General features: G+C 67.0%; 21 protein-coding genes and 1 riboswitch. Of the genes, 11 read left to right on the top strand and 10 right to left on the bottom strand.

What is annotated here, in order from left to right; genetic code table 11:
• The first annotated feature begins 65 nt into the window (after positions 1-65).
• Positions 66-635 (top strand): vWA domain-containing protein, encoded by a 570-nt coding sequence (locus U4Y90_RS08015; RefSeq protein ID WP_321794081.1) that lies wholly within the window; start codon positions 66-68, stop codon positions 633-635.
• Here U4Y90_RS08015 and cobJ read toward each other — a convergent pair.
• Genes cobJ through cobG form a run of 4 tightly spaced genes read right to left on the bottom strand, consistent with a single transcriptional unit; the run spans position 611 to position 4,899 of the window.
• Positions 611-2,263 (bottom strand): precorrin-3B C(17)-methyltransferase, encoded by a 1,653-nt coding sequence (gene cobJ, locus U4Y90_RS08010; protein ID WP_321793998.1) that lies wholly within the window; start codon positions 2,261-2,263, stop codon positions 611-613. The genes U4Y90_RS08015 and cobJ overlap by 25 nt on opposite strands.
• On the bottom strand, positions 2,251-2,979 hold the full coding sequence (locus U4Y90_RS08005; RefSeq protein WP_321793996.1) for a precorrin-2 C(20)-methyltransferase: 729 nt from the start codon (positions 2,977-2,979) through the stop codon (positions 2,251-2,253). The genes cobJ and U4Y90_RS08005 overlap by 13 nt, the downstream gene beginning before the upstream one ends.
• A complete protein-coding gene (locus tag U4Y90_RS08000) occupies positions 2,976-3,608 on the bottom strand; it encodes a precorrin-8X methylmutase (protein WP_321793994.1) in 633 nt (210 codons plus the stop codon). Before U4Y90_RS08000 ends, U4Y90_RS08005 begins: the two co-directional genes overlap by 4 nt.
• A complete protein-coding gene (cobG, locus tag U4Y90_RS07995; protein ID WP_321793992.1) occupies positions 3,595-4,899 on the bottom strand; it encodes a precorrin-3B synthase in 1,305 nt (434 codons plus the stop codon). The genes U4Y90_RS08000 and cobG overlap by 14 nt, the downstream gene beginning before the upstream one ends.
• A 36-nt stretch (positions 4,900-4,935) precedes the next feature.
• A riboswitch (cobalamin riboswitch) is annotated at positions 4,936-5,125 on the bottom strand.
• A gap of 76 nt (positions 5,126-5,201) precedes the next feature.
• Between cobG and cbiE the strand changes: the two genes are divergently transcribed.
• From cbiE to U4Y90_RS07970, 5 genes are read left to right on the top strand one after another with little or no spacing between them, the layout of a single operon-like run.
• Positions 5,202-6,413 (top strand): precorrin-6y C5,15-methyltransferase (decarboxylating) subunit CbiE, encoded by a 1,212-nt coding sequence (gene cbiE / locus U4Y90_RS07990; RefSeq protein ID WP_321793991.1) that lies wholly within the window; start codon positions 5,202-5,204, stop codon positions 6,411-6,413.
• A 6-nt stretch (positions 6,414-6,419) separates the two neighbouring features.
• Positions 6,420-7,526: a cobalt-precorrin-5B (C(1))-methyltransferase gene (locus U4Y90_RS07985; protein WP_321793989.1), complete on the top strand. Its 1,107-nt coding sequence runs from the start codon at positions 6,420-6,422 to the stop codon at positions 7,524-7,526.
• A complete protein-coding gene (locus U4Y90_RS07980; protein ID WP_321793987.1) occupies positions 7,523-8,269 on the top strand; it encodes a cobalt-precorrin-6A reductase in 747 nt (248 codons plus the stop codon). The genes U4Y90_RS07985 and U4Y90_RS07980 overlap by 4 nt, the downstream gene beginning before the upstream one ends.
• Positions 8,266-8,991 carry a precorrin-4 C(11)-methyltransferase gene (gene cobM, locus U4Y90_RS07975; RefSeq protein ID WP_321793986.1) on the top strand — a complete coding sequence of 242 codons (726 nt, stop codon included), beginning with the start codon at positions 8,266-8,268 and terminating at the stop codon, positions 8,989-8,991. The genes U4Y90_RS07980 and cobM overlap by 4 nt, the downstream gene beginning before the upstream one ends.
• Before the next feature lie 7 nt (positions 8,992-8,998).
• The gene (locus tag U4Y90_RS07970; RefSeq protein ID WP_321793984.1) at positions 8,999-9,403 is read left to right on the top strand and encodes a DUF4186 domain-containing protein; all 405 of its coding nucleotides are present in this window, start codon (positions 8,999-9,001) and stop codon (positions 9,401-9,403) included.
• 95 nt (positions 9,404-9,498) lie between these two features.
• Here the strand turns inward: U4Y90_RS07970 and U4Y90_RS07965 are convergent, their stop codons facing one another.
• Complete coding sequence (locus U4Y90_RS07965) at positions 9,499-10,239, bottom strand: TerC family protein (protein WP_321793982.1); 741 nt, start codon at positions 10,237-10,239, stop codon at positions 9,499-9,501.
• Between the two features lie 282 nt (positions 10,240-10,521).
• Between U4Y90_RS07965 and U4Y90_RS07960 the strand changes: the two genes are divergently transcribed.
• From U4Y90_RS07960 to U4Y90_RS07950, 3 genes are all read left to right on the top strand, one after another.
• Complete coding sequence (locus U4Y90_RS07960; RefSeq protein ID WP_321793980.1) at positions 10,522-11,682, top strand: OpgC domain-containing protein; 1,161 nt, start codon at positions 10,522-10,524, stop codon at positions 11,680-11,682.
• 162 nt (positions 11,683-11,844) lie between these two features.
• Positions 11,845-12,018: a DUF1328 domain-containing protein gene (locus U4Y90_RS07955; RefSeq protein WP_075644512.1), complete on the top strand. Its 174-nt coding sequence runs from the start codon at positions 11,845-11,847 to the stop codon at positions 12,016-12,018.
• Between the two features lie 117 nt (positions 12,019-12,135).
• Positions 12,136-14,004, top strand: a complete 1,869-nt coding sequence (locus tag U4Y90_RS07950) for a sigma-54-dependent Fis family transcriptional regulator (RefSeq protein WP_321793977.1) — start codon at positions 12,136-12,138, stop codon at positions 14,002-14,004.
• Here the strand turns inward: U4Y90_RS07950 and eutC are convergent.
• Positions 14,001-14,765, bottom strand: coding sequence for an ethanolamine ammonia-lyase subunit EutC (gene eutC, locus U4Y90_RS07945; RefSeq protein ID WP_321793975.1), 765 nt, complete (start codon positions 14,763-14,765; stop codon positions 14,001-14,003). The genes U4Y90_RS07950 and eutC overlap by 4 nt on opposite strands.
• Positions 14,762-16,138 (bottom strand): ethanolamine ammonia-lyase subunit EutB, encoded by a 1,377-nt coding sequence (locus U4Y90_RS07940; protein WP_321793973.1) that lies wholly within the window; start codon positions 16,136-16,138, stop codon positions 14,762-14,764. Before U4Y90_RS07940 ends, eutC begins: the two co-directional genes overlap by 4 nt.
• 145 nt (positions 16,139-16,283) lie before the next feature.
• Between U4Y90_RS07940 and mnmH the strand changes: the two genes are divergently transcribed.
• Both mnmH and U4Y90_RS07930 read left to right on the top strand, forming a co-directional pair.
• Positions 16,284-17,348, top strand: a complete 1,065-nt coding sequence (gene mnmH, locus U4Y90_RS07935; protein ID WP_321793971.1) for a tRNA 2-selenouridine(34) synthase MnmH — start codon at positions 16,284-16,286, stop codon at positions 17,346-17,348.
• A 28-nt stretch (positions 17,349-17,376) separates the two neighbouring features.
• The gene (locus U4Y90_RS07930) at positions 17,377-18,426 is read left to right on the top strand and encodes a permease (protein WP_321793969.1); all 1,050 of its coding nucleotides are present in this window, start codon (positions 17,377-17,379) and stop codon (positions 18,424-18,426) included.
• A 15-nt stretch (positions 18,427-18,441) separates the two neighbouring features.
• Here U4Y90_RS07930 and U4Y90_RS07925 read toward each other — a convergent pair whose 3' ends face one another.
• The 3 genes from U4Y90_RS07925 to U4Y90_RS07915 are packed head-to-tail and all read right to left on the bottom strand — an operon-like array spanning position 18,442 to position 20,960.
• On the bottom strand, positions 18,442-18,579 hold the full coding sequence (locus U4Y90_RS07925) for a hypothetical protein (protein ID WP_321793967.1): 138 nt from the start codon (positions 18,577-18,579) through the stop codon (positions 18,442-18,444).
• Positions 18,557-19,558, bottom strand: a complete 1,002-nt coding sequence (gene cydB / locus U4Y90_RS07920; protein ID WP_321793965.1) for a cytochrome d ubiquinol oxidase subunit II — start codon at positions 19,556-19,558, stop codon at positions 18,557-18,559. The genes U4Y90_RS07925 and cydB overlap by 23 nt, the downstream gene beginning before the upstream one ends.
• Before the next feature lie 4 nt (positions 19,559-19,562).
• On the bottom strand, positions 19,563-20,960 hold the full coding sequence (locus tag U4Y90_RS07915) for a cytochrome ubiquinol oxidase subunit I (protein WP_321793963.1): 1,398 nt from the start codon (positions 20,958-20,960) through the stop codon (positions 19,563-19,565).
• Between the last annotated feature and the right edge of the window lie 31 nt (positions 20,961-20,991).

Genomic DNA, 20,991 nt, shown 5'->3' with positions numbered 1-20,991 from the left:
ATGAAGCGTTTTCCAAGGGCCGATTTGCGGTACGTGATGGCGAAGCGAGCACGTCGATCGACTGGATGGCGACGTTGCGCGCCAAACGTTCCGCGCGCCTCGACGCGCACCATTTACGATATCGCCGCACGCGGGGCGACGGTGCGGCACTGCATTGCTTTCTCCTCGATTGTTCCGGTTCGATGCTCGCGGGCGAGCGTCTTGCGCGCGCGAAAGGCATGCTCGTCGCGTTGTTCGATCGGGCGTATCGCGAACGGGCGGAGATCGCGCTCGTGTGCTTCGGCGGCGGGCGGGCGCAGGTGCGTCGTCAGCCGGGGGCGGCGCACTGGTTCAATGAGCGCTGGGTCGCGCCGATCGGCGGCGGTGGCGGCACGCCGCTCGCGCTCGGATTGGCGAGCGCGGCTACGGTGCTCGAAAGAGCGGCAAGGCGCAGACCGCTGCAACGCCGCTGGTTGTGGGTGCTGACCGATGGGCGAACGAATGAGAAACCCCAGGCGCCCGCAGCGGCGGATGAGGTTGTCGTCGTGGATTTCGAAGAGGGTTCGATTCGGGTCGGGCGGGGTGAAATGCTTGCGCGCGAGTGGAATGCGCAATATCTCACTGCTGACGTCTACTCATACCATCGCGGCGTATAGACCCAATCGCCCACGACACGCGTCGTCGACGATCCGACGATCACCATCGTTCGCATATCGACGAGCTCGCTTTTCAACTCGCCGAGCTTGACGATGCGCAATGCCTCAGCCGGACGTCCGATGTCTCTTCCGAGCACGACGGGCGTTGCCGAATCGCGATACCGCTTCACGATCTCGATCGCACGATCGAACTGCCACGGCCGCGCCTTCGACAGCGGGTTATAGAACGCCATCACGAGATCCGCCTCGCCCGCATGCGCGATGCGCTTCTCGATCATGCTCCACGGCTTCAGGTTATCCGACAGCGACAGCACGCAGAAATCGTGACCCAGTGGCGCGCCCGCGCGTGCAGACGTCGCGAGAGACGCCGACACGCCCGGCACGACCGAAAGCTTCACCGCATCCCATTCGGGATGCGTCGTGCGTCCTTCGTCGAGGGCTTCGAGCACGGCGGCTGCCATCGCGAAGACGCCCGGATCGCCGGACGACACCACGACCACGCGAGCGCCCTCGCTCGCCCGTTCGAACGCGTGACGTGCGCGCTGAAGTTCTTCGCGATTGTCGGTGATGTGCACGCGTTGATCGTCGCGAAACGGTCCGGCCATGCGGACATAGGTTTCGTAACCGAGCACGTCTTGCGCAGCGTCGAGCGCGCTGCGTGCAGCGGGCGTCATCAGTTCCGCGCTGCCGGGACCGAGCCCGATCACGGTCAGCGTGCCGCGCGCACGGCCGACCGATGGCACGTCGATGGGCGCATCGCTCACGTGCAGTGCGATGTCATGTGCCGCGCCGGCATCGAACGGTGCTGCGTCGCAAAAGCGCAGCGGCACATCCAGCGCGCGCGCGGCATCTTCGAGCGATCGCGAAGCCATGCAACGCACAGGCGCTGTCAACGCAGCAAGCGCGAGCGGCGCGAGTCCGCGTTCGCGTAGCGCGGCACGCACGCGCTCAGCGATGTCATCGTCGCGTGAATCGTCTTCGATCCACGCAAGCACGCAACGCGGATGAATCACGAGACTGTCTTCATCGCGCACGGCGAGCGGCGTGATGCGCACTGCGAGACGCGCGTCGTCGGCGCGGGGCAGGGCGGCATCGTCGAGCCAGGGCGCGCGGCCTTCGATGCGCGTCGTCTCTCCCGCGAGCAAGTCGGACACGAAACGCTTGCCTTGCTCGATATCGGCGAGCGCATAGCCTTCGGGCGGCGCAAGCAGACATTGGCCGAAGCGCAACTCGCCGCTCGTCGTGATGGCGGGCGCCACCTGCAAGGCAGCGCCGATCTCGCGCGCCAGCACGTTCACGCCGCTCATGCCGCCGACGAGCGGCACGACCGCGCTGCCGTCCGGTGCGACGGCGAGCACGGGCGGCTCGCTGCGCTTGTCGGCGAGACACGATGCGAGCGCGCGAATCACGATGCCAGCGGAACACAGCGCAACGATCGGCACATCCGATGCATACAACGCGCGCACATGCGCACCGAAGTCCTCATAGGCGAGGTCGGCGTTCACGCGACTGGCCAAGCCATGGATGCGCGATTCCGGAAAATTCGCCTGAATGCGCCGCGCGGTATCGAGCGCGCCCGCGCCGACTATGACGATCGCCATCGGCATGGAAGCACTCATGCGCGCCATTTCTTCCCCGGCACGACGAGCAGCGAAAAATACGGCGATGCCATCGGATCGACTTCATCGAGCGGAACGATGCGTTGATTGGCCATCGTCGCGCGCTCGACATACAGCGCGCGTTCATCGAGCCCGAGTTCGCCGAGCACGCGCCGCACTTTTTCGAAGTTGCGCCCGAGCTTCATGATGACGGCCGCATCCGCCGCTTCGAGACGACGCTTCAGATCGTCTTCCGGCAACACGCCCGACAGCACCGACAGACTCTGGTTGCGATACACGAGCGGCACGCCCAGCACCGCGACGCCGCCGAGCATCGAGCACACGCCCGGGACCACATGCGCGTCGAAGCGTGCGGCGAGACGATCGTGCAAATACATGTATGAGCCGTAGAAGAACGGATCGCCTTCGCAGATCACCGCGACATCGCGCCCGGCTTCGAGATGGCCCGAGATCGTGAGCGCGGCTTCATCGTAGAACGCGCTGATGATGGTCTCGTAGCAGAGCGGCGGTTCGAGCGCCTCGGTCGTCACCGGGTAGACGAGCGGCAAGCGCGTCTGCGTATCGTCGAGATGCGATTCGACGATGCCGAACGCATTGCCCTTCTTGCCCTTCGCGACGAAATACGCGACCACCGGCGCGGCTTTCAGGAGGCGCAGCGCCTTCACGGTGATCAGCTCCGGGTCGCCCGGACCGACGCCCAGTCCATACAGACGTCCGCGCATCATTCGGTCTCCGAAGCAAGTGCGTTCACGGCTGCCGCGGCCATCGCGCTGCCGCCGCGCCGGCCGAGCAGGGCGACGAAGGGTACGCCACGGCTGTCGGCGGCGAGCATCGCCTTCGATTCCGCCGCGCCGATGAATCCGACGGGAAAGCCGAGGATGAGCGCGGGCTTCGGCGCGCCGGCATCGAGCATGTCGAGCAAATGAAAGAGCGCGGTCGGCGCATTGCCGATCGCAACGATCGCGCCTTCGAGATGCGGCCGCCAGAGCTCGAGCGCGGCGGCCGAGCGCGTGTTGCCCATCGCGCGGGCGCGCTCGGAAATCGAGGGATCGCCCAGCGTGCAGATCACGCGGTTATCGGCGGGCAGCCGCGCGCGCGTGATGCCTTCGGCGACCATGCGGGCATCGCACAGGATCGGCGCGCCCGCCAAGAGCGCGGCTCGTCCGGCGCTGCCCGCGCCGCCGGAAAAGCGCAGATCGCTCACGATATCGACCATGCCGCACGCATGGATCAGGCGCACAGCGAGCTTTTCCAGATCGGCGGGAACGGCGGCGAGGTCGGCTTCGGCGCGGATCGTCGCAAAAGACTGGCGATAGATCTCCGCGCCGTCGCGGATGTAGTCAGGTTTCGGCATGGTTCCGGGCGATCCGTTCGGCCGCCTCTTCGATGGTCAGGTTGCGCGCGACGGCTCGTGCGTCGCGATGGAAGTCGTATCGGCCCGGCGCGACTGCATAGAGCGTCACCGGAACCGGATGCGCCGCCGCGCACGAGCGCTCGCAGCCGCTCACATGCACCTGTGCCTCGTCGCGCGATTCACGCGCGGGCAGGAGCGCGGCGAGCCGATGCGCATCGGCTTTGGTATCGGCGCGGCTTTTCGCGCAGCCTTCGGAGCCCGCGCATGCGATGACGCGCGCGAGCGGATCGCGTGCGTCGGTGGCGAGGCCGAGCGCGCGCAGGCGCTGCAGCACGACCTGTGTTTCATGCGCCGCGATGCCGGATATCAGCACGCTTTGCCACGGCGTCATCGTCAGGCGGCCTTCGGCGTGGGTGTCGGCGAGATCGGCGAGGGCTTCGAGAAGCGTCGCGTCGAGGCGTCCGAGGGGCGTTTGCGCGCCGGCGTACCACGTCGCGCGCTGCGGCTCTGCATGCGCACCGAGGCGCAGCCATCCATCGGCGGGTTCGCGATGCCATGCATCGGCGTTCGCATCGAAACGCAAGGCTTCGGCGAAACGCGCAGTGCCGATCCGCGCCAGCAGATCGCGCATGCGCGGTTCGTCGGGCGCGGCGAGCGCGAGAAACCTGCGCAGCACGTCCACGACGAACATCGCCAGATCGCTTCGGGCAACCGCGCCGAGCGGATGCTGTCGCATCGTCCCGGCAAAACCGAATACGAAACGCGCGCCGTCGTCGAGGGCGGAAAGCCATAGATCGTGCGGATGGTCGAGCATCGCGAGGCGCTCGCCGGCGTCGAGCTGGAGCGCGAATTTGGGCGACAGCGCGTGCAGCGATGCATCGGCCTGCATCGCATCGATGACACCGGCGGCGAGCGCGCGCGTGCCGTCGCTGGCGAGCGGGCTCAGCATCACGTTGCGGATGTCGTCGCCGCCCGCCGCCGACGGGCCGAGGCCCGCGTCGAGCGCGATGTCGACGAGCGCCGCGTGCGCGTCGTCGCGAATGCCGCGCAGTTGCAGATTCGCGCGATTGGTCACTTCGATGACGCCCGAGCCGCAGACACGCGCCGCGCGCGCAACGGCCCGCGCCGCGTGCGCGCTCAGCACGCCGCCCGCGAGCCGCAGGCGCGCGAGCCCGCCGTCGCGCGCGGGCACGATGCGCATCAGGCCCGGACATGCGCAGGCGCGCGGCGCGGCGGTGAGCGTTGAGCGGTCGAAAGAATTCAAAAGCGTGACCCGTTGGGCTTCGCGCATGATGAGCGAACCGGTACACCCCGCCCGGTCGGCGTCGCGCGAATGCGGTGAGTCGGCAGGTCTCTTGGCTGGCAGGTCGACATTCGCGCCGGCCTTCCCGGTAAAAACCAGTGGCAGTGGAGCGCGGACTCGCTGCGTACAATTGCGGGGGCAGCCACAGTTTCGCTGTGTTCCCTTTTAAGCCCTGGGTGTCGCAACCCCGGGCGCCGACGGACCTGTATTATGCCCGCTTTTATCGACCCTCCGAGCGCTTCCGGCGAGCATCCGGGCATGCGATCGGAATCGCAACAAGGAGGCCGCGCATGTCGAACTGGCTGACCGTGGTGGGAATCGGCGAAGACGGCTGGCATGGCCTTTCCCGCGTCGCGCGCCGCGCGCTGCTCGAGGCCCAGTCGATTCACGGCGGCGAACGTCATCTCGCGCTGCTGCCGGCGCGCATCGCCGCGCGCCGCGTCGCGTGGCCGAAGCCCTTTTCTATCGATGCCGTGCTCGCCGAGCGCGGCGACGGCAAGACCCGCATTTGCGTGCTCGCGAGCGGCGATCCGATGTGCTTCGGCGTCGGCGCGACCCTCGCGGGCGAAGTCGCCCAAGGCGAAATGCGCGTCATTCCCGCGCCGTCTTCGCTGTCGCTCGCGGCGGCGCGCTTGCGCTGGGCGCTGCAGGACGCGGTGTGCGTGTCGCTCGTCGGACGGCCGGCCGCGTCGTTGCTCGCGAGCCTGCATCGTGGCGTGCGCCTGCTGGTGCTGAGCGCCGATGGCGCGTCGCCCGCCGCCGTCGCCACGCTCCTGACCGCGCATGGCTTCGGTGCGAGCCGCATGACCGTCTTCGAGCACCTCGGCGGAAGCAACGAGCGCCGCATCGACGAGCGGGCCGACGACTGGCGCGAGCCCGTCGTCGCCGCGCTCAATCTCGTCGCGATCGAATGCCGGACGCACGCCGGCCACGCCGGGCCGCCGCTCACGCCCGGTCTCGCCGACGACGCCTATCGTCACGACGGCCAGCTCACGAAGCGCGACGTGCGCGCCGTGACGCTCGCGCGTCTCGCGCCGCAGCCGGGCGAGTTGCTGTGGGACGTCGGCGCGGGCTGCGGCTCGATCGGCATCGAATGGATGCGCGCGCACGGCGCGTGTCGCGCGATCGCGATCGAAGCGAACGAAAGCCGTCAGCGTCTCATCGAATACAACCGCGATGCGCTCGGCGTGCCCGCATTGCAGCTCGTCAGGGGCGAGGCGCCGGCCGCGCTCGACGGGCTGCCCGCGCCCGACGCCGTGTTCATCGGCGGGGGATTGACCGCGCCCGGCGTGCTCGATGCGTGCTGGGGACGCCTGCGTCAGGGCGGACGGCTCGTCGCCAATGCGGTGACGCTGCAAAGCGAAGCGGCGCTCGTCGAATGGCGCGCGCGGCACGGCGGCGAGCTGACGCGCATCGGCGTCGCGCAGGCGGAGCCGCTCGGCAGCTTCGATACCTGGCGCCCGGCGCTGCCGATCACGCTCCTGCACGCGAGCAAACCGTGACGCGCCATGCGTGAAGAAACGCCGGAACAGGCCGCGCCGCTCAGAAGCGGCTACACGACCGGAAGCTGCGCGACCGCGACGAGTCTCGCGGCCGCGCGCCTGTTGCTGCTCGGCGAGACGGACGAGCGCGCGGAGATCGCATTGCCGAAGGGCCGAAACGTGACGATGACGCTTTCTTTCTGCCGCCGCATATTCGAGGAAAGCGACGCAAGCGCCGCGGCCGAAGCCGGCGTGATCAAGGATGCGGGCGACGATCCCGACGTTACGCACGGCGCGCTCGTGTTCGCGCGCGTGCGTTTGTCGGACGAACCCGGCGTGCGTTTTCACGCGGGGCCGGGCGTCGGGACGGTGACCCGCGCGGGCCTCGCGCTCGCGGTCGGCGAACCGGCGATCAATCCGGTGCCGCGCCGCATGATGACCGAACATCTCGACGCGCTCGCCGCGACCGTCGGCTATCGCGGCGGCTTCGACGTGAGCATCGGCGTGGAGAACGGCGAAGCGCTCGCGCAAAAGACGATGAATCCGCGCCTGGGGATCGTCGGCGGTTTGTCGATACTCGGCACGACGGGCATCGTCAGACCGTTTTCGTGCTCGGCGTACATCGCGTCGATTCATCAGGGCATCGATGTCGCGCGGGCGAACGGATACCGGCATATCGCCGCGTGCACCGGCAATCAGAGCGAGGACGCGATGCGCGCGCGCTACGGCCTGCCCGACATCGCGCTGATCGAAATGGGCGATTTCGTGGGCGCCGTGCTCAAGCACTTGCGCCGCGCGAGCGTCGACAAGCTGAGCCTGTGCGGCGGCTTCGGCAAGCTCTCCAAGCTGGCCGCGGGGCACATGGATCTGCATAGCCGAAGCTCGAGCATCGACTTGCCGATGCTCGCCGTCTGGGCCGCCGATGCGGGCGCGAGCGAGGCGCTGCTGGCGTCGATCCGCGCGGCGAACACGAGCCAGGAAGCGCTCAAGCTCGCCCGCGCCGAAGGGGTCGCGCTCGGCGATATCGTGTGCCGCCGCGCGCGCGATGTCGCGCTCGACGTGTTGCCGCCAGGCATCGAAGTGGAGACGTTCGCGATCGACCGGCAGGGCACGATCGTCGGGAGCGCGGCATGACGCGCGTGCTTCTGCTCGGCGGCACCGGCGACGCGCTCGCGATCGCGCGCGCGCTGCCCGCCGCGCATGTCTACAGTCTCGCGGGCCTCGGGCGTGTGCCGGGCGATCTGGCGTGCGCGGTGCGCGTCGGCGGTTTCGGCGGCATCGACGGGCTCGGGCGTTATCTGCGCGAGGCGCACATCGCGCTCGTCGTCGATGCCACGCATCCGTATGCCGCGCAAATGAGCCGTCACGCGCGCGACGCGTGCACGCGCGCGGGCGTGCCGCTCTGGGCGGTGCGTCGTCCGGCGTGGCGGCCGCAATCGGGCGACGACTGGCGCGAAGCGGCGGACTGGCGCGGAATTGTCGAACGAATCGCGCCGTTTCATCGGCCGCTTTTCACGCTCGGGCGCGAGGCGCTCGTCCATCTGCATGAAATCCCCGCGTCGCAGCACTGGACGATCCGCTGTCTCGACGCGCATCCGGGCAACGAGCGCGCGAGCATCGTCGATGCGCGCGGGCCGTTCGATCTCGCCGGCGAACGCGCGCTGTTCGATGCCGCGCGTATCGATGTGATCGTCAGCAAGAACAGCGGCGGGGGCGCGACCGAAGCGAAGCTCGCCGTCGCGCGTGAACGCGGCTTGGCCGTCGTGATGCTCGCGCGTCCCGCGCTGCCCGGCGCAGACCGCACTTTCGACGATGCCGCGAGCGCGCGAGATGCGCTCTTGCATTGGCTCGACCGAACCCACCCATCGCGAACATGACCGTCTATTTCATCGGCGCCGGACCCGGCGATCCCGAACTCATCACAGTCAAGGGCCAGCGGCTGATCCGCGCGTGTCCCGTGATTCTCTACGCCGGCTCGCTCGTGCCGAAGGAAGTGCTCGACGGGCATCGCGCGACGCAGTGCATCGACACGGCCGAGCTCGATCTGGATACGATCGTCGCGCTCTTGCGGGACGCGCACGCGAACGGGCACGACGTGGCGCGCGTGCATTCGGGCGATCCGTCGCTCTATGGCGCGATCGGCGAGCAGATCCGCCGGCTCGACGCGCTCGCGATTCCCTACGAAGTCGTGCCGGGCGTGACGGCGGCGGCGGCATCGGCGGCGGCGCTGAAGCGCGAGTTGACGCTTCCCGGCATCTCGCAGACGGTGATCCTCACGCGCTACGCGACGAAAACGTCGATGCCGGAAGGTGAACGCCTCGCGGATCTCGCACGTCATCGCGCGACGCTCGCGATTCATCTGGGCGTGCGGCATATCGAGCGCATCGTCGCCGAGCTCGTGCCGCATTACGGCGCCGATTGCCCCGTGGCGATCGTGTTTCGCGCGAGCTGGCCGGACGAGACCCGCGTCGAAGGCACGCTCGCGGACATCGCGCCGAAAGCGCGCGCGGCGGGCATCGAGCGCACGGCGATGATCATCGTCGGGCGCGTGCTGGCCGCCGCGGATTTCGCGGATTCGACGCTCTACGCGAAGGACTGATCACGCGATGCGCGACCTCGACGCCGTGTTCGACGCGCTCGCGAAATCGGCCTTCCGGCGACGTTTCGCGCTCGGCGTGCGTGAAGGGAAATATCTGCGGGAAAAGGGCGTCGGCACGGTGGTCGCGCAGGCGCATGCGCTGATCGGCAAGCGGCTCGCGCCGCAAGCGCCGTTGAACGACGGCAGGCAGACGCCGTTTCGCGGGCATCCGGTGTTCATCGCGCAGCACGCAACCGCGACGTGCTGCCGCTCGTGCCTCGCCAAATGGCACGGCATCGCGGCAGGAAAGGCGCTCGACGACGCCGAGCGGCAACATGTCGTCGATGCGATCGAGCGCTGGCTGCGGGCGCAACCGCTGCCGGCGCCGAATCCGGACGCGCCGGACAATCCGCAGCGCGAACTGCCGTTTTGACGTCTGCTTCGGCGCGCCTGATCGATCGCCTTCGATCGCCGGATCGGCTGCGATGACACCGGCGCCGGCGGTCGAGCCGGCGTCGGCCGGGCGCGCTACTCGCGCACGCGCTCCTTCGCCCGCCGCGCCAGCATGTTCAAGGCTTCGACCAGCGCAGAGAACGCCATCGCCGCATAGATGTAGCCTTTGGGCACATGCGTGCCGAATCCTTCGGCGATCAGCGTCATCCCTATTACCAGCAGGAAGCCGAGCGCGAGCATGACGATCGTCGGATTGCGCTCGATGAAACGCGACAGCGGCCCCGCGGCGAACAGCATCACGGTCACGGCGGCGATCACCGCGACGAACATGATCGGAATGTGCTCGGTCATGCCGACCGCCGTCACGATGCTGTCGATCGAAAACACGAGATCGAGCAGCAGGATCTGGCCGATCGCCGAAAGCGGCGTCAGGCCTTTGCTCGCCTTCGGATCGGCATGGGCCTCGGTGTCGTGCGCGACGTGATGGTGGATTTCCGTCGTCGCCTTCCAGACGAGAAACACGCCGCCCGCGATGAGAATCAGGTCGCGCCAGGAAAAGCCGTGGCCGAACGCTTCGAAGATCGGCGTCGTGAGGCGCACGATCAGCGCGACTGTGCCGAGCAGGCCGAGCCGCATCACGAGCGCGAGCGCGATGCCGATGCGCTGCGTGCGCTCCCGGTGCGCCACGGGCAGCTTGTTGGTCAGGATCGAAATGAAGATCAGATTGTCGATGCCGAGCACGACTTCCATGACGACGAGCGTCGCGAGTGCGGCCCAGGCGGCGGGATCGGCGAGAAGGGCAACGAGATAGTCCATGGTTCAGGATCGTTCGGCAGGTGAGGGCGAGATATTAGCGTGATCGCCGTGAAAAATGAAAGGAACTTGAAAACTTCATCGCACTCGAAACGCTCCGTGCATTAGCGGTTCGGCCGATGACGAAATTTAACGTACGGTAATAAATGCCGGATTAGAAACGGGTATTTACGCCTGTTCTGATGATGCGCCGCCGCATTTACGGGTAAACTCCTATGCTTTCGAGCCGCACGTTCGCGGCCGCCGTCCAACTTCCTGTCGCCGCAGGACATCGAGCCAAGCCGCATGCAGCGAAAATCACAACGTCTCGTCGAGCTGGATTTCTTCCGGGGACTGGTCCTGCTCATCATCGTCGTCGATCATATCGGCGGCAGCATGCTGTCGCGCTTCACGCTCCATTCGTTCGCACTGAACGACGCCGCCGAAGTGTTCGTGTTCCTCGGCGGCTTCGCCACGGCGACGGCGTATGTGTCGCTCGCCGAGCGCCGTTCGGAAAGCGCGGCGCGCGTGCGCTTCCTGAAACGCGCGTTCGAGCTCTATCGCGCGTTTCTCGTCACCGCGGCGCTGATGCTCGTCGCGTCCTTCCTGCTGCGGCCCTTTTTCGGCCATGCGCCGAATCTGCCGCTGCATGACCTCGACAGCCTGGTGTCGCAGCCGGTTTCGTCGGTCGCCGAGATTCTCACGTTCGAACGTCAGCCGTATCTTGCCGCCGTCCTGCCGATGTACGCCCTCTTCGCGCTCGCCGTGCCGCTCATGCTGCCGCTCGCGCGCAGCAAGCCCTGGGTGTTGCTCGGTCTGAGCCTCGCGCTGTGGGCGTGCGCCGCGCAGATCGGCGAATACATGCCGTCCGTCGACGACAATCTCTGGGACTTCAATCCCGCCGCGTGGCAGTTGATGTTCGTGCTCGGCGTGCTCGCGCGTTGCCAGCCGATCTACCAGCGCGTGAGCGCGAACCGGTTCGGGTGGATCGTGAGCGCGGGTGCGGCCGCGCTGATCGCCGGCATGGCGTACTACAAACTGCTCGTGCTGCCGCCCGTGCTGGACAGCGCGTTCAAGCGCGATCTGGCGGGCCCGCGCGTCGTGAATTTCCTGGCTATCGCGTGGATCGCGGCGAATCTCGCGCGCTACGGCGTCGTGAAGGCGGTCGCGCAGCGCTTGCCGTGGGTCGGCGCGCTGGGGCGCGACGGCATGGTGTCCTTCGTCGCGGGCACGGTGATTTCGCTCGTCGTCGATTCGGTCCTTTTCACGCTCACCGACGGCCTCATCAACGTGCCGGCGGGGCTCGCCGCCGATGCGATCGCGATCGGCGCGTTGCTCGCGGTGCCTCATGTGCATCAGCGCGTCGCAAGCTGGCTCGGCGCGCGTCAGCCAGCGACGGCGACGGCCGTCGCGCCCGCGCCCGCGACTGTTGCGGCAACCGACAATCGGGCGCGCGGGATGCGTTGAAGTCTCCGAAGCGGGCAGTGGATTCGCTGCCCGCTTTTATTTAGCGCTTTCGATGCAACTAACGGTCTGTTTCTACACCTGCCGGCGATCCAAACCACCGTTGCGATCGTCGAGGCACGCGTCTTGCAAGCAAACAGGGTCACGATAGAACCCGGACCTGCCATGCTCAAGCTCGCCATCCTTTTCGCGATCATCTCCGTCGTCGCCGGCTTTTTCGGCTTTACGCGCGTGTCATCCGGCGCGGCGGGCATCGCCAAGATCTGCTTCTTCATCTTCCTGATCCTGTTCGTCGTTTTCCTGGTCATCGCGATCACGGCAGGTTCGCTCGTGCTGTAGCGCGGGAAGCGTCGAGCGCCCGATCCGCGCGCTTCCTCGAATCGACCCGCGTGCCGCGACGGTGTTACATTGCCCGAGGAGACATTCACGCGACCGTGAATCGATAAGGAGAAGGCGATGCAGCATGCCATCGGCGCGGCCTTGCAGCCTGCGCAACGCGACGTCATCCGTCATTCGCACGAGCGCTCGGCCACATTCGGCCTGTTCGAGACGATGCGCCCGGATTACGCCGTGCTGTCGGGCGTGGAACTCGCCGTGAAGCTCGATGAAAGCCGTGCGCTGTTCGCGCACGCGCTTCCGGTGATGGAAACGCTGTATGCGCAGATCGCGAACACGCATAGCATGATCGCGCTCACCGACGCGAGCGGCCTGATCCTGCATTCTCTCGGCGACGACGATTTTCTCGCCCGTGCCGAAAAAGTCGCGCTGCGGGCGGGCGCCGTCTGGAGCGAGGACCATCAGGGCACCAACGCGATCGGCACGACGATCGCCGAGCGCACCGCCGTCACCGTGAACGGCGATCAGCATTATTTGCGGGCCAATCACTTTCTGACCTGCTCGAGCGTGCCGATTCTCGATCCGCACGGCAATCTCTCCGGCGTGCTCGATGTCACCGGCGATCGCCGCGGCTATCACCAGCACACGATGGCGCTCGTGAAAATGTCCGGTCAGATGATCGAGAATCGCCTGATCGCGAGCGCGTTCGGCGACGGCCTGCGTATCCGCTTCCACAGCCGGCCCGAATTCATCGGCACGCTGATGGAAGGCATCGCCGTATTCGATCTCGACGGGCGTCTGCTGTGCGCGAACCGTAGCGCGCAGTTCCAGCTCGGCCTCGAACTCGGGCGTCTGCGGTCACAGACGCTCGACGCGTTGTTCGGCAAACGCGTCGATGCGCTCATCGCGTGCGCGGGCGAAACGCCTTGCCGCCTCGAACTGCATAGCGGCGTCGCGGTGTTCGCGAGTGTCGATTTTCATGCGCGCCCGGCATCGAACGTCGTCGTCACGACGCCCCCGATTGCCGCGCGCGAGCCGGCCGGTTCGAGCCTCGCCGATCTCTGCACCGGCGACGCGCAGATGAACGACATCGTCGCGCGCGTGCGCAAGGTCGTCGGCAAGAACATCGCGATTCTGATCGGCGGCGAAACGGGCGCGGGCAAGGAAATGCTCGCGCGCGCGATTCACAGCGATTCGCCGCGCCGCGCCGGGCCGTTCGTCGCGGTGAATTGCGCGTCGCTGCCGGAGACGTTGATCGAATCGGAACTCTTCGGCTATGCGCAGGGCGCGTTCACGGGCGCGGCGAAGCGCGGCGCGATCGGCAAGATCGTCCAGGCCAATGGCGGCACGCTCTTTCTCGACGAGATCGGCGACATGCCGCTGGCGATGCAAAGCCGCCTGCTGCGCGTGCTGCAGGAACGCGTCGTCGAGCCGCTCGGCGCGGCGCGCGCGGTGCCGGTCGATTTCGCGCTCGTCTGCGCGAGCAACCGCAAGCTGCGCGAATGCGTCGCGCAAGGCGAATTCCGCGAGGATCTGTACTACCGCATCAACGGTCTCTCGGTGACGCTGCCGCCGCTCGCGAGGCGCACGGACCTGCGCGCGGTCGTCGACAGAATGCTGCGCCACGAACGCTTCGCGGGCCGCGTCGTCGGAATCGGCGACGACGTGCTCGCGCTCTTCGCGCGTCATCCGTGGCCGGGCAATTTCCGTCAGTTGAGCAACGTCCTGCGCACGGCGTCCGCGATGCTCGACGATCACGATACGCATATCGGCGTCGAACATCTGCCGCATGATTTTCTCGATGAGCTCGGCGAACATGTGCAGACCGACGATGCGCCGGCCGCGCCGCTCACGGGCGGCGCGCGGCTCGTGGATATCGAAGCGAGCGCGGTGGCGGCGGCGCTCAAGGCGCACGGCGGCAATGTCTCGGCGACGGCGCGCGCGCTCGGCATATCGCGCACGACCTTGTACCGCAAGCTGCGCGTCTAGGCTTCGAGCGTTCCTGCGTCCGGCGCGGGCAATGCGCCGCTGAGATCCTTCAGGCCGACGCCGGTGAGCTTCAGCCGGCGCGCTTCGTCGATCAGCCACGTCAGCTTGAACGCGGCGGTTTCGTAGTCGAGTCCTTCCGGCCGCACGTTCGAGATGCAGTTGCGCTCGGCGTCGTGGCGTCCCGCGCGCGGCGCGTAGGTCACGTACAGGCCGAGGCTGTCGGGCGAACTGAGCCCCGGCCGCTCGCCGATCATCATGACGACGATCTTCGCCCGTAAAAGCTCACCGATACGATCGCCGAGCGCGACGCGCGCTTGCGTCGCGATCACGACGGGCGCGATCGTCGAGCCTCCGAGTCTCGGGCGCAGACGCACGAGCAGCGGCACGACGTGACGTTGCGCGGCGAAAGCCGACAAGCCATCGGCGGCGACGAAGGCGAGGTCGCTTGCGCTTTCGGCCCCATGCGCCGCGAGCCGCTGTGCGCTTTCATCGTCGAGCTGGCGGCCGAGATCCGGACGGCGCAGATAGTGATCGCGGTCGGGCGCGGCGCTGCGTGCGTCGAGCGTCTCGAAGCCGGCGGCGCGCAACGCCTCGGCGAGCGCGACGGTATCGAGCGGTTGATGCACCGCGTCGCGCGCCTGCGCGTGCGCGAGCTCGAACGCGAGCAAGGGCGCGGTCGGCAGGCTGCTGCCCGCGCGTCCGAGGGCGATGCGGGCATTGGTGAAGCGCCGCAGCGCGTCCCAGGCGTCGGTGTTCGTCATGAGTCGATCCATTCGAGCAAGGCTCCGGTGGGCGCGGCGAGCAGGCTGCCATGTCCGTCGGTGACGCGCATCTTCGCGAGCCACGCTTCGAATTCCGGCGCGCGCTTCAGGTTCAGCGCGCGCCGGATATAGAGCGCGTCATGGAACGAGGTGCTCTGATAGTTGAGCATCACGTCGTCCGCGCCGGGTACGCCCATGATGAAATTGACGTTTGCCACGCCGAGCAGGGTGAGCAGCGTGTCCATGTCGTCCTGATCGGCTTCGGCGTGATTCGTGTAGCAGATGTCGCAACCCATCGGCACGCCGAGCAGCTTGCCGCAGAAGTGATCTTCGAGCCCGGCGCGGATGATCTGCCGCCCGTCGTAGAGATACTCCGGGCCGATGAAGCCGACCACCGTATTCGTCAGAAGCGGTTCGAAGCGGCGCGCGACCGCGTACGCCCGCGTTTCGCACGTCTGCTGATCGACGCCATGATGCGCGTTCGCCGACAGCGCGCTGCCTTGCCCCGTCTCGAAGTACATCACGTTATCGCCGACGGTGCCGCGTTTGAGCGACAGCGCCGCCTCGCGCGCTTCCTCGAGCAGTGTCAGCGACACGCCGAAGCTCGCGTTCGCGCGCTCCGTGCCCGCGACCGACTGAAACACGAGATCGACGGGTTCGCCCTGGCCGATCGCCGCGAGCGTGTTGGTGACGTGGGTGAGGACGCACGACTGCATCGGCACGTCGTAGCGCTGGCGGAAGTCGTCCATCATCGCGAGCAGCTTGCCGATGGCGGCGGGCGAATCGGATGCCGGATTCACGCCGATGACGGCATCGCCGCAGCCGTAAAGCAGGCCGTCGAGCATCGATGCGGCGATGCCCTTCGGATCGTCGGTCGGATGATTGGGCTGCAGGCGCACCGAGAGATGCCCGGGCATGCCGATCGTCGTGCGAAAGCGCGTGACGACCGGACGCTTCCTCGCCGCAAGGATCAGATCCTGATTGCGCATCAGCTTCGAAACCGCGGCGGCCATCTCCGGCGTGACGCCCATCGTGATGCGCTCGAGTGCGGCGGTGTCGGTGCTGTCGGCGAGCAGCCACTCGCGGAATTCGCCGACCGTCAGATGCGCGATCGGCGCGAAGGCCGCGCGCGAATGCGTATCGACGATGAGACGCGTGACTTCGTCTTCCTCGTAGGGAATGAGCGGCTCGTCGAGAAACGCGGCGAGCGGCACCTGCGCGAGCGCGAGTTTCGCGGCAATGCGCTCTTCTTCCGTCGCGGCCGCGATGCCCGCGAGCTCGTCGCCGGAGCGGCGCGGGCTGGCGCGCGCGAGCAGCGTCTTCAGATCGTCGAAGCGGTAGCGGCGCACGCCGATCGTCTCGTGATAACTCATCGCAGCCCTCATGGATGAATCGATGCAAGCACTTTAGCCGCTTCGCGCGCGACGCGCGTCGCTAAAAAAAACGCGCTTTCGGGGCGAAATCGGCCCGCATGCGATAATTTTTCGCCTGATTCAGCCGAAACCTGCCCGCAAGCCCGTGAAGAACCTGCTCGTTCCCATCGATCGTCTGAGCGATTTCGATGAAATCGTCGACGTCCGCACACCGCTCGAATTCGCCGAGGATCATATTCCCGGCGCGATCAACGCGCCCGTGCTCAGCAACGAGGAGCGCGTGATCGTCGGGACGATGTACAAGCAGGTCTCGCCGTTCGAGGCGACGCGCGTCGGCGCGGCGATGGTCGCGCGCAACATCGCACTGCATCTCGACACGATCTTCGCCGACAAGCCGCGCAACTGGCGTCCGCTCGTCTATTGCTGGCGCGGCGGCAAACGCTCCGGCTCGATGACGACATGGCTCAACATGATCGGCTGGCAGGCGCGGCAACTCGACGGCGGCTACAAGAGCTACCGGCGCGACGTGATCGAGCGGCTCGGCACTTTGCCCGGGCGGTTTCGCTATGTCGCGCTGATCGGCCATACGGGCAGCGGCAAGACGCGGCTCCTGAAGGCGCTCGATGCGGCCGGCGCGCAGACGCTCGATCTGGAAGGGCTCGCCGCGCATCGCGGATCGCTGCTCGGTGCGCTGCCGGGACGCGCGCAGCCGACGCAAAAGGCGTTCGATTCGGCGCTGCTCCAGGCGCTGTCGGCCTTCGATCCGGCGAAGCCGGTTTTCGTCGAAGCGGAAGGGCGGCGCATCGGCGCGATCACGATTCCCGATGCCGTGCTCGACAATCTGCACGCGGCCTCGTGCGTGCAAGTCGAAGCGCGGCGCGAGGACCGCATCGCGTTCTTGCTGCAGGACTACGCGCATCTCTTCGACGATCCCGCGTTCTTCAAGGCGCAACTGTCGAAGCTCGTCGCGCTGCACAGCCGCGAGCGCGTCGCGCGCTGGCATCGACTGATCGATGACAACGCGCGCGCCGAGCTCTTCGCCGAACTCATCGACCGTCACTACGATCCCGCGTACGGTCGCAGCAGTCAGGCGCTCTATACCCAGTTGCCGCGCGCGGCGCACGTGCTGTTCCGTCCGAACGACGCCGATAGCGTCGAACAGGCGAGAGCGTTGCTCGCCCGGCTCGCCGAGACGACGCCCGCGCTCTGACCCAATCTCATCACTCGAAAGAAAAAATATGACCGCCCTTCGACAACCTCGCGTCGCGCTCGGCTGGATGGTGTTTCTGCTGATCGCCGTCGTAGGCCTGTTCTACGTGAAATGGTTTCCGTACTACAACCGCGCGTTCGTCGCGGCGAGCCAGCATTCGATCGGCAAGTCCATTCTGATGGGCACATCGGCGAGCGCGCCCGCGCCGTCGTGGCAAGCCGCGCTCGATTACGCGATGGCCTACGGCCGTGCGATCTGGCAGGCGATGGTGCTCGGCCTGTTGCTCGGCTCGGCGGTGCAGGCGTTGATTCCGCCGCGCTGGGTCGCGCGGGCGCTGGGCGAGCACAACTTCGGCAGCGTCGTGAACGGCGGACTCATGTCCTTGCCCGGCATGATGTGCACGTGTTGCGCCGCGCCGGTCGTCGCGGGCCTGCGCGCGCGTGAGGCGGCGCCGGGCGCGGCCGTCGCGTTCTGGCTCGGCAATACGGTGCTCAACCCGGCGGCGCTGGTTTTCATGGGCTTCGTGCTCGGCTGGCAGTGGACCGGCTTGCGGCTCGTGCTCGGCGTGCTGATGGTGTTCGGCCTTGGCTATGCGGTCAACCGCATGGTGACGCCGGCGCAGGCGGCGAAGTCGCGCGAGGCGCTCGCGAAGCTGATCGACGAGGATGTTCCCGGCACCGCATTCCTGCGCTGGATCAAGATCCTCGGCCGCATGACGCTGCGGCTCGTGCCGGAGTACATCGTGCTCGTGCTGCTGCTCGGCGCGGCGCGCGCGTGGCTCTTTCCGCACATCGGCCCGGATATCGGCAACGGCATGTTGTGGATTGCCGCATTCGCCGTCGCGGGCACGCTCTTCGTGATTCCGACCGCGGGCGAGGTGCCCATCATTCAGGCGATGCTGTCGCTCGGCATGGCGGCGGGGCCGGCGGGCGCGCTGCTGATGACGCTGCCGCCCGTCAGCGTGCCGTCCCTCGCGATGCTCGCGCGGTCGTTTCCGCCGCGCGTGCTGGCGTTCGTGGGGCTTTCCGTCGTGGCGTTCGGGATCGCGAGCGGGCTGATCGCGGCGGCTCTGTTCTGACGGCGCGGGGCGGCGTCAATGAACCGCCGCTCCCGCCTTGATCAGCAGCTTGAACGGCAGCGCGAGCAGCATCGCGCCGCCGACGCCCGCCATCCACAACGCGACGAACCAGAACGCCTTCCGCGCGCGCTCAATGGTAGTGATGTTCGCCATGACGCACCTTTCCTCTGAAGACCCAATAGCCTAGCGTCGTATAAGCGACGATCACCGGCAGAATGACCGCCGCGCCGACGATCGTGAAGAGCTGGCTCGAACGGGGCGCGGCCGCATCCCAGATCGATACGCCCGGGAAAATCTCGTGCGGCGAGATACTCGCGACGAGTCCCGCATAGCCGAGCAGCACGAAACCGAGCGCCACCGCGAACGGCCGCTTCTCGTGACGCGACCGGATCGAGTGACGCATCGCCCATGCGCAAGCCGCGACCAGCACCGGAACCGGCAGCAGCCGATAGAACAGCGGCGAATCGAACCAGCGCGACGCGATGCTCGCGTCCTGCAACGGCGTCCAGACGCTGACCACCGCGATCGTCGCGAGTTGCAGCACGGTCAGCGGCCACACGACGCGATACATCCGCCGCTGCAGATCGCCTTCGGTCTTGGCGATCAGCCAGCACGCGCCGAGCAGCGCGTATGTGACGACGAGTGCGCCGCCCGTGAAGATCGAGAAGGGCGAGAACCAGCCGAAGGCATCGCCGGCGAAGCGGCCATCGGCGACGGGAATGCCGCCGAGGAACGCGCCGAGCGCCACGCCCTGAAAGAACGTCGCGCCCGCCGATCCGCCGATGAACGCGAGGTCCCACATATGTTTCGTGCGCTGTGCCTTCGCGCGGATCTCGAACGACACGCCGCGAAAGATCAGGCACACGAGCATCAGCACGAGCGGCAGATAGAGCGCGGACAAGACGGTCGAGTAGACCATCGGGAATGCGGCGAAGAGTCCGGCGCCGCCCAGCACGAGCCATGTCTCGTTGCCGTCCCAGACGGGCGCGACGGTGTTCATCATCACGTCGCGGTCGTGCTGGTCCGGGAAGAACGGAAAGAGAATGCCGATGCCGAGGTCGAAGCCATCGAGCACCACGTAGAGGAACAAGCCGAACGCGATGATCGCGGCCCAGGCGAGTGTGAGGTCCATGTTCTCATGCTCCTTCGATGGACTGATTCGGAAGGCTCAGCGGACGCCGCGCGCTGCCGTCGGAAAGGTGGGTGGGCGAGCCCGGCAACGCGGGGCCATGACGCAGCAGTTTCAGCAGGTAGTAGATGCCGGTGCCGAACACGATCGTGTAGACGATCACGAACGCGAGCAGCGACACGCCGACCTGCTGCGCCGTCACGGGCGACACGGCATCGGCGGTGCGCATCACGCCGTACACGACCCACGGCTGACGCCCGGCTTCGGTCGTGACCCAGCCCGCGAGCAGCGTGATGAATCCGGTCGGGCCCATCGCCAGGGCGAAGCGGTGGAACCAGCGCGCATCGAACAATTTGCGCTTGCGATGCAGCCACCACGCCGCGAACGACATCACGATCATCAGCACGCCGAGTCCCGCCATCACGCGAAAGCTCCAGAACACGAGCGTCGAGTTCGGGCGATCTTCCTTGGGAAATTCCTTCAGGCCGCGAATCTCGCCGTCCCAGCTATGGGTGAGGATCAGGCTGCCGAGATGCGGAATCTGCACGGCGTATTTCGTCGTTTCGGCTTCCATGTCCGGAATGCCGAAAAGATTGAGCGCGGTGCCGCCTTTCTCGGTGTCCCAGATGCCTTCGATGGCCGCGATCTTGGCCGGCTGATGTTCTCGCGTGTTCAGGCCGTGCGCGTCGCCGACCAGCGCCTGAAGCGGTGTCAGGGCGAGCAGCAGCCAGAGCGACATCGAGAACATCTTCCTGATGGCGGGATCGCGCCGGCCTTTCAGCAGATGCCATGCGCCGGTCGCGGCCACGACGAGCGCCGCGACGATGAACGCCGCAATCGCCATATGCGCGAGCCGGTACGGGAACGACGGATTGAAGATGATCGCCCACCAGTCAACCGGCACGACGTGATCGCCTTCGATGCGAAAGCCCTGCGGCGTCTGCATCCAGCTATTCGAGGCGAGGATCCAGAAGGTGGAGATGAGCGTGCCGATGGCCACCATCAGCGTCGCGCCGAAGTGCGCCTTCGGACCGACCTTGTTCCAGCCGAACAGCATGATGCCGAGGAAACCCGCCTCCAGAAAGAACGCGGTCATGACTTCATAGGTGAGCAGCGGCCCGGTGATGGGGCCGGCGAAACTCGAGAAGCCGCCCCAGTTGGTGCCGAATTCGTACGCCATCACGACGCCCGACACGACGCCCATGCCGAACGCGACGGCGAAGACTTTCGACCAGAAGAGGCACAGCTCCTTGTAGACCGGCTTGCCGGTTTTGAGCCAGGCGCCCTCGAGCACCGCGATGAAACTCGCGAGCCCGATGGAGAGCGCAGGAAAAATGATATGGAACGAGACGGTGAACGCGAACTGGATCCGCGCCAGATCGAGTGCTTCGGGAGTCGAATGCATGATGACTTGTGCCTTGAAATTCACGCGCGCC

Source organism: Caballeronia sp. J97 (assembly GCF_905220305.1).
Classification (GTDB): domain Bacteria; phylum Pseudomonadota; class Gammaproteobacteria; order Burkholderiales; family Burkholderiaceae; genus Caballeronia.
Note: the sequence above shows the minus strand (reverse complement) of the source record. Positions and strands in the feature narration are given on the sequence as shown.